The organism is Limnohabitans sp. Hippo3, from assembly GCF_003063665.1.
Lineage (GTDB): Bacteria > Pseudomonadota > Gammaproteobacteria > Burkholderiales > Burkholderiaceae_C > Limnohabitans_A.
Genome location: NZ_NESF01000023.1, coordinates 1 through 7,521 on the forward strand (window position 1 = coordinate 1; position 7,521 = coordinate 7,521).

At 57.5% G+C, this 7,521-nt stretch carries 9 protein-coding genes; all 9 read right to left on the reverse strand.

Annotation, left to right across the window (positions count from 1 at the left end; translation table 11 throughout):
- Positions 1–183 precede the first annotated feature (183 nt).
- The gene (gene rfbC / locus B9Z34_RS14275; protein ID WP_108428779.1) at positions 184–732 is read right to left on the reverse strand and encodes a dTDP-4-dehydrorhamnose 3,5-epimerase; all 549 of its coding nucleotides are present in this window, start codon (positions 730–732) and stop codon (positions 184–186) included.
- Positions 733–879: 147 nt separating this feature from the next.
- Positions 880–1,593, reverse strand: a complete 714-nt coding sequence (locus B9Z34_RS14280) for a nucleotidyl transferase AbiEii/AbiGii toxin family protein (protein WP_108428780.1) — start codon at positions 1,591–1,593, stop codon at positions 880–882.
- The gene (locus B9Z34_RS14285) at positions 1,586–2,071 is read right to left on the reverse strand and encodes a helix-turn-helix transcriptional regulator (protein ID WP_233249636.1); all 486 of its coding nucleotides are present in this window, start codon (positions 2,069–2,071) and stop codon (positions 1,586–1,588) included. The genes B9Z34_RS14280 and B9Z34_RS14285 overlap by 8 nt, the downstream gene beginning before the upstream one ends.
- A gap of 156 nt (positions 2,072–2,227) precedes the next feature.
- Positions 2,228–2,674 (reverse strand): DUF2442 domain-containing protein, encoded by a 447-nt coding sequence (locus B9Z34_RS14295; RefSeq protein ID WP_108428782.1) that lies wholly within the window; start codon positions 2,672–2,674, stop codon positions 2,228–2,230.
- Positions 2,667–2,789 carry a hypothetical protein gene (locus tag B9Z34_RS14780; protein ID WP_255417465.1) on the reverse strand — a complete coding sequence of 41 codons (123 nt, stop codon included), beginning with the start codon at positions 2,787–2,789 and terminating at the stop codon, positions 2,667–2,669. The genes B9Z34_RS14295 and B9Z34_RS14780 overlap by 8 nt, the downstream gene beginning before the upstream one ends.
- A gap of 266 nt (positions 2,790–3,055) precedes the next feature.
- Positions 3,056–3,928 (reverse strand): glucose-1-phosphate thymidylyltransferase RfbA, encoded by an 873-nt coding sequence (gene rfbA / locus B9Z34_RS14300; protein WP_108428783.1) that lies wholly within the window; start codon positions 3,926–3,928, stop codon positions 3,056–3,058.
- Between the two features lie 984 nt (positions 3,929–4,912).
- Entirely contained in the window at positions 4,913–5,608 is a 696-nt protein-coding gene (uppS, locus tag B9Z34_RS14305) for a polyprenyl diphosphate synthase (RefSeq protein WP_108428784.1), read from the reverse strand.
- Between the two features lie 411 nt (positions 5,609–6,019).
- Positions 6,020–6,535 carry a transcription termination/antitermination protein NusG gene (locus tag B9Z34_RS14310; RefSeq protein ID WP_233249638.1) on the reverse strand — a complete coding sequence of 172 codons (516 nt, stop codon included), beginning with the start codon at positions 6,533–6,535 and terminating at the stop codon, positions 6,020–6,022.
- 161 nt (positions 6,536–6,696) lie between these two features.
- Positions 6,697–6,996 carry an H-NS histone family protein gene (locus B9Z34_RS14315; RefSeq protein WP_108428786.1) on the reverse strand — a complete coding sequence of 100 codons (300 nt, stop codon included), beginning with the start codon at positions 6,994–6,996 and terminating at the stop codon, positions 6,697–6,699.
- Positions 6,997–7,521: the final 525 nt, after the last annotated feature.

The following is a 7,521-nucleotide window of genomic DNA, read 5'->3' on the forward strand; positions in this document are numbered from 1 at the left end:
AGCTGCCAGTCCTCATCGAGGCGAACAAATTCCGACGGCTGCACCGAGCACTCCATGGCCTTCTCCTTCCATACGCAATGGAGAAGAGCATATCTCAAATTGATATTTTAAGTTAGCGCATATGCGCATGCGCGGGTATGACAGAGGGGAAAGGGTATGACAGTTAGGGGGTGGGTATGACAGCTAAAAAAGTTCTGACTCGGCCAGGGGTTTGGCGGATTGGTCTTTGGCGGAGAGTTTCGGTTGCAGGCCTGGTGGCCAGGTAATCCCGATGACTGGATCGTCCCAAGCGATGCTGCGTTCGTGCTGGGGGGCGTAGTAGTCGGTCGTTTTGTACAAAAAGTCTGCGCTGTCTGACAAGACCACAAAGCCGTGGGCAAAGCCGGGGGGCACCCAGACTTGTTTGTGGTTGTCTTCGGTCAGCTCGACCCCGGCCCATTGGCCGAAGGTGGGAGAGCTTTGGCGGATGTCGACCGCCACATCAAACACCGCGCCGCGCACCACGCGCACCAGCTTGCCTTGGGGTTGCTGCAGTTGGTAGTGCAGGCCACGCAACACGCCTTGGGCGCTGCGGCTGTGGTTGTCTTGCACAAATTGCATATTCAGGCCCGTGGCTTGGTTGAAGTCTTGCTGGTTGAAGCTTTCAAAAAAGAAGCCCCGCGCATCGCCAAAGACCTTGGGCTCGAGGACGAGCAGGTCGGGGATGTGGGTGGGGGTGACGGTGTAGGGCATTATTTTGGGGATGGATACCCGCATGCGCGGGTATGACAGTTGAGGGGCGGGTATGACAGAGGGTGGCGGGTATGACAGTTGAGGTGCGGGTATGACAGTTTTTTTGTCATGCCCGACTTGAACGGGCATCCATCTTGTCGTGGTCAGTTACGTAGCTACTGGTAAAACGTGTCTGAGAGTTCGAATTTTTTTCCAGAGAACGGCTCGGGGCATGTTCATAGCCATGGCTTGCATGCAGCGCTCAAGCCATTCGGGTTTGTTTTCCATTCGGTCGATAGCTTTGCCCAGGTCCCGGCTGATGGCGGCGCCGTAGGCTTCGCTGGCTTTCTCCAGTGCGGCACGCAGTTGCGGCAGGCTCAGGTCCATCATTGCCAGATCTATAACGTCGCGGCTGAATACACCTGCATCTGCTTGTCGGTCTGCATTGGCCAGCAGTTTGCTCGCCGCCATGTCCAACACCGTCAAGGTGCCTATGCCACAAAGTTGGTCTTGTGCCCCGGGCGTTTGCAATGCGATACGGGCTTCACGCACAATTTCAAACTTGATGGCGTGCCCGTCCATTTGCACTTGGGTGCGTATGCCGTATTGGTCGGCGCGCACTTCGCGCACCAGCGCCAGCGGCATGGCCCCCGGGCGCGTGATGGGGGCAAGCCCATCGAGGCCCGTGAGCAGTTGTCGCAATTCACGGTAACCAACGGGGTCTGACACCAGAAAATCCATGTCCACCGACTCGCGGTATTCGCCATATTTCAGCGCGATACAAGTGCCGCCGCCAAACCAGCAACTGTGTTGCGCCATTACGGCGCCATCCAGCGCGGCCAAGACATGCGCGATGCGTTGGTGATGTGGGCGCTCAAACATGCGAGGCTCGCTTGCCAAAAGCTTGCTGCAGGGCTTGCCAAAGGGCTTGTTCCTGCGCTGCCATGGTCGGCAGGTCGAGGTGCCTGGCGTTGCGCTCATAAATGTCGAAGGCTTCAACGGGCGTCAAATGGTCTGCGCCTTGCACTTGCCAGGCCAGCGACTTCAGTTGTGGGTAATCCGCCAGTGAGATGGACACAGGCCACCAGCCTGTTTGGTCTGCTTGCGCTGGTTTGAGCGTTTCATTGTTTTGCAGCTGCAGTTGCATGCCCAGGGCGGCAATCGCGTTGCTCCACGCGCCCATGGTGACCGAGGGCTCACCTTTTTCGATGCGGTGCAGCGTGACCCGAGACATGCCTGCAGCCTCTGCCGCCACCGTAGCACTGACGCGCAAGGCTTTGCGCCTGGCGGCCAAGCTCGCGCCCAAGCTCTGAAGCTTGACTGTTGTCAGTTCGGTCAGTGGGGGCGATTTTTGAGGCATGGCGCTTCTCATTATTTACAAAATAGATTATTTGTCAATAATGAGAACCATTTCAATGAAACTTTAGCCCCGCGCATCACCAAAGACCTTGGGCTCGAGGACGAGCAGATCGGGGATGTGGGTGTGGGTGACGGTGTAGGGCATGGGGTTCACGTTTCAAGCTGGGGTCGCCGCAGATTTGCGTGGGCGTCCGCCCTTGGCCCCATTGACTTTGGCGGCTTGGGCTTTGGCTATTGATCTAACGCGGCCTGCTTTGGCTGCATGTGTGCGCATCCAGCTGCGACTACCAAAAAGTCCTGCCAGCAGGCCTTCGACGGTCAAGTCGGCATCCAGTTTGGGCCAGTGCAGTCCGGTGCCTAGTGGCGAGATTTCAATGTCGGTCAACTCTGAAGCTTGTGCATTGCCCAGCCCTTGTGCCAGTTGGGGCGGGAAAGAAAAAGATGAGCCGTTTTCGAGCGCAATGACAATCAGCTTTTTTCGTGTGTCGTAGTGCGCAGAGCAGGCGCGTAGGCGCGAGGTTTGCTCAACTTGCCCCCTAGCCTGCGCTTCCTCAACACGGGCCAGTTCTGCCTTGATCCATTCAGGTGTGTTGGCTTTAGTCATGCAATTGGCTCCAGTAAGTTCTGAGCTGCTTCAAATGGGGATCGACGGCCATCAGGGCTGCGGTGACTTCAGCGACTTTGGGTTTGCCCATGATGGTCATCAGTGCAGGAGGCATCGACAGCTCAATGCGAATCTCTCACCCCGATCCGTGCACATGCGCATGGGGTGGTGGATGATCATTGGGATAGACCACCAACCTGAGCCCATTGCTGCGGATGCTTGACATTATGGTTTAAAACCTATCATGTTGGGTTTTATGACAGCATTGCGGTCATGCCCGACTTGATCGGGTATCTATCTCTCTTTTGTCATGCCCGACTTGATCGGGCATCTGTGGTTTTGGAGTCATGGATACCCGCATTCGCGGGTATGACAGAAAAATCACTTGAGCAGGTTCAACAAATATTGCCCATAGCCATTTTTGGCCAGGGGTTGCGCGAGCTTTTGCAAGGCCTCAGCGGTGATCCACTTTTGGTGGAAGGCAATTTCTTCGGGGCAGGCGACCATGAGGCCTTGGCGTTTTTGCAGGGTGGCAATAAAGCCAGCGGCCTCCAGCAGGCTGTCGTGGGTACCGGTGTCGAGCCAGGCGTAGCCACGGCCCATGATTTCGACGTTGAGCTGGTTTTGCGCCAGGTAGCGTTTGTTGACGTCGGTGATCTCCAGCTCACCGCGAGCGGAGGGCTGGATGTCGGCGGCGATGTCGCAGACTTGCTGGTCGTAAAAGTACAGGCCCGTGACGGCGTAGTTGCTTTTGGGGGCTTTGGGTTTTTCTTCGATGCTGAGGGCGCGCTGTTGGGCGTCGAAGTCGACCACGCCATAACGCTCCGGGTCTTGCACGTGGTACGCAAACACTGTGGCACCCGTGGTGCGCTGGTTGGCGTTGTTCAGCAAGCGGACCAGGTCGTGGCCATAAAAGAGGTTGTCGCCCAAAACGAGGGCACTGGGGTTGTTGCCCACAAAGTCTTTGCCGATGAGAAAGGCTTGCGCCAGGCCATCGGGGCTGGGCTGCACGGCGTATTGGATGTTCATGCCCCATTGGCTGCCGTCGCCCAACAGGTCGGCAAAGCGGGGGGTGTCTTGCGGGGTGCTGATGAGCAGCACGTCTTTGATACCCGCCAGCATCAGCGTGGTCAGCGGGTAATAGACCATGGGCTTGTCGTACACCGGCATGAGCTGCTTGCTGACAGCCTGCGTCACGGGGTACAGGCGCGTGCCTGAACCGCCAGCGAGGATGATGCCTTTGCGATGGGTCATGGTGTGTTCAGTGTTGACTGTTGGTCGGGCCCGACGTGGGCCTCTTTGTCATGCCGACTTGAAGTTTTCTGTCATGCCGACTTGAAGTTTTCTGTCATGCCCGACTTGATCGGGCATCCATCTCTTATTTGTCATGCCCGACCTGATCGGGCATCCATTTCTTCATTGTCACCCCCGACTCGATCGGGGGTCCATGCCTTCGATTGCCATGGATACCCGCGTGCGCGGGCATGACAACTCTGCACTGTCACCCCCGACTCGATCGGGGGTCCATGCCTTCGATTGCCATGGATGCCCGCATGCGCGGGCATGACAACTCTGCACTGTCACCCCGACTCGATCGGGGGTCCATGCCTTCGACTGCCATGGATACCCGCATGCGCGGGCATGACAACTCTGCACTGTCACCCCCGACTCGATCGGGGGTCCATGCCTTCGACTGCCATGGATACCCGCATGCGCGGGCATGACAACTCTGCACTGTCACCCCCGACTCGATCGGGGGTCCATGCCTTCGATTGCCATGGATGCCCGCATGCGCGGGTATGACAAGTATGCTCTGTCACCCCCGGCTTGATCGGGGGTCCATGCCTTCGGCTGCGGTGGATACCCGCCTGCGTGGGTATGACAACTATGCTCTGTCACCCCCGACTCGATCGGGGGTCCATGCCTTCGACTGCCATGGATACCCGCGTGCGCGGGTATGACAAGCGGTGAGCGACCATAACAAGTGGCCCGGGCAAGCTACCGCAGTCCGGCAAGGTGAATGCAGACTACGCCCAAACCCGTAGCCAATCAGCTTAGGCGCAGTTTCTGACGCGAAGCTTGGCGAAGTGGGTATTTTGGACAGCCTATGATTGTATTCTTAAGAACAGTAGGGGCTCTTCAAAAATTACCCCAAAAGAGTGCACGAAAGAAAGTTTCCAGGGGATTTTTTGAATTTTTACGCGGGTTAACCCGTAAGGACCCAAGGCCATCAGGGCATCAAAGCGGTGCCGAGGATCCGAAGCGGCGGTCGCGGGTGGCGAACCAGGTGATGGCTTCTTTCAGACGCGCGGGCGAGAATTCGGGCCAAAGGTCGTCGGTGAAGAACATTTCGGCGTAGGCCGATTGCCAAAGCATGAAGTTGCTGATGCGCGATTCGCCGCCCGTGCGGATGAGCAAATCGACTTCGGGGGCGTAAGCCGTGCTGAGGTAGGGGGCCAGCGTTTCCTCGGTCATGTCTCGCAGGCTTTGACCGGGGTGGGCTTGCTGCCAGGCTTGGGCGGCTTGCACCATGTCCCAGCGGCCGCCGTAGTTGGCGCAGACCGTGAGGGTGATGCGGGTGTTGTGGGCGGTTTGTTGTTCGGCCCGCACAATGAGTTCTTGCAGCACGGGGGCGAACCGGCTTTTGTCGCCCACCACTTTGAGGCGCACACCGTTGGTGTTCATGTTGTCCACTTCCTTTTGCAGGTAGGTCATGAACAGGCCCATGAGGCTGGAGACTTCTTCTTCGGGGCGCTTCCAGTTTTCGGTGCTGAAGGCGAACAGGCTCAGGTGCGCCACCCCCAGCTCGGCGCAGGTCTTGACGATGTCACGCACTTGCTTGGCCCCGGCAGCATGCCCCAGCGCCGCCGGCATAAAGCGGTTCTTGGCCCAGCGACGGTTGCCATCCATGATGATGGCGATGTGCTGCGGCATGGGGTTGCGGGGGGCGGGATTGGTCAAAGCGTGGGGCAAATCTGGACGATTGCAGATTTTAGAGGCATATGTGTGGGGTGCGAAATGGGATGCGGGTATGACAGCTCTTTTGTCATGCCGGCTCGATCGAGCATCCATTTAGTCATTGTCACCCCCGGCTCGATCGGAGGTCTATGCCTTCGACTGTCATGGATACCCGCATTCGCGGGTATGACAGAGGGGGTGCGGGCATGACAGAGGAAGTGCGGGCATGGCAGTTCTTTTTGTCATGCCCGCGCATGCGGGCATCCATCACCCGCTTGCGTCATGCCCGCGCATGCGGGCATCCATCCCCACTTGCGTCATGCCCGCGCATGCGGGCATCCATCCCCCGCTTGCGTCATGCCCGCGCATGCGGGCATCCATCCCCCGTCAGGTGTTCACTTCGACTTGATGATGCTCCAACTGAACCACAGTGGGGCGTCCCAGGATTTCCAGCAAGACAGCGACGCGTTTGCTGGAGACACTTTGAATCAGCCCTTCAACACCGCCCAGAGCCGTGTGTTTGAGGCGCACGGTTTGGCCGGCCTTGAGGTTGCTGAGTTCTTGCAGGGTGGCGTGGTTGCGGTCTTGTTCGAGTTGGCGGATGCGTTGCACGAGGTCGTCGTGGAGCGTGGCGGGCTCGAAGCCAAAACGCACGATGGTGGCGATGCCTTTGGTGCTGCGCACGGCCGAAATGCTTTGCTCGGGTTTGCCTGGCCGAAACAGGATGTAGCGCGGGAACATGGGCTCGAACAGCGCGACGGGGCCTTGCTCGGTTTTTTTGAATTTTTTGTACAGCGGCAAATAGGCTTCAAAGTCTTGCTGCTGCAGGTTGGCCTCGGCGATTCTCTCTTCGCGGGGCTTGGTGTAGGCCAGGTACCAGCGGTCGGGTGGCGTGCTTTCCAAAAAAAGCTTGTCTGGCGTTGGCGGGTTTTGGGTCATTCTGTCTTTGCTGCTGTCTCTGAACCTATTTTAGGCGGCCGCATGTTGGCCCATCTGCGTGCAAGGTGTTCGCCAAAACAAAACCCCGCTTGCGCGGGGTTGAGTGCTTGGGCTCAAAAGGTGTTTCAGGCGATCACGAAAGGTGCGCGGTCTTTGCCTTCGATCCACTTGGGGGCTTTGCCACGGCCTGTCCAGGTTTGGCCTGTGGCGGGGTCGCGGTATTTGGCAGCGACTTTGCTGGCGGCTTTGGGTGCGCCGGATTTGCTGCCGCGACCCGGGAAGATGTCTTGCGCAGTCAGTCCATATTCGGCCACCAGTTCGCGCACTTTGGTCACGGCGCTGGAGATTTCATTTTGGCGGGCTTGGGCAATGGCTTGCTCCAAAGCGTCGCGTTGGGCCAATAATTCTTTGTAGCTGGAGGTCATGGTAGATCCTGTTTAAATGATAAGAGCGCTGAATATACATCAGAGTTTGCCTGAATACCGGACAATTTGGATATACAACCGATTTTTAGTTGTATTTATAAATTTTATGGGTTGGGTTTTTAGGGTTATGTGATTATCTTTTGTCATGCCCGACTTGATCGGGGGTCCATGGCTCCTAATTCGTCACCCCCGACTTGATTGGGCGTCCATGGCTCCTGACTTTGTCGCCCTCGGCTTGATCGGGGGTCTATGTCTTCGTCAGTCATGGATACCCGCATTCGCGGGTATGACAGAGCATTGGTCACCCCCGACCTGATTGGAGCTCCATGGCTCCTGATTTCGTCACCCCCGGCTTGATCGGGGGTCCATGCCTTCGGTCGTCATGGATACCCGCATACGCGCATATGCGCTAACTTAAAATATCAATTTGAGATATGCTCTTCTCCATTGCGTATGGAAGGAGAAGGCCATGGAGTGCTCGGTGCAGCCGTCGGAATTTGTTCGCCTCGATGAGGACTGGCAGCT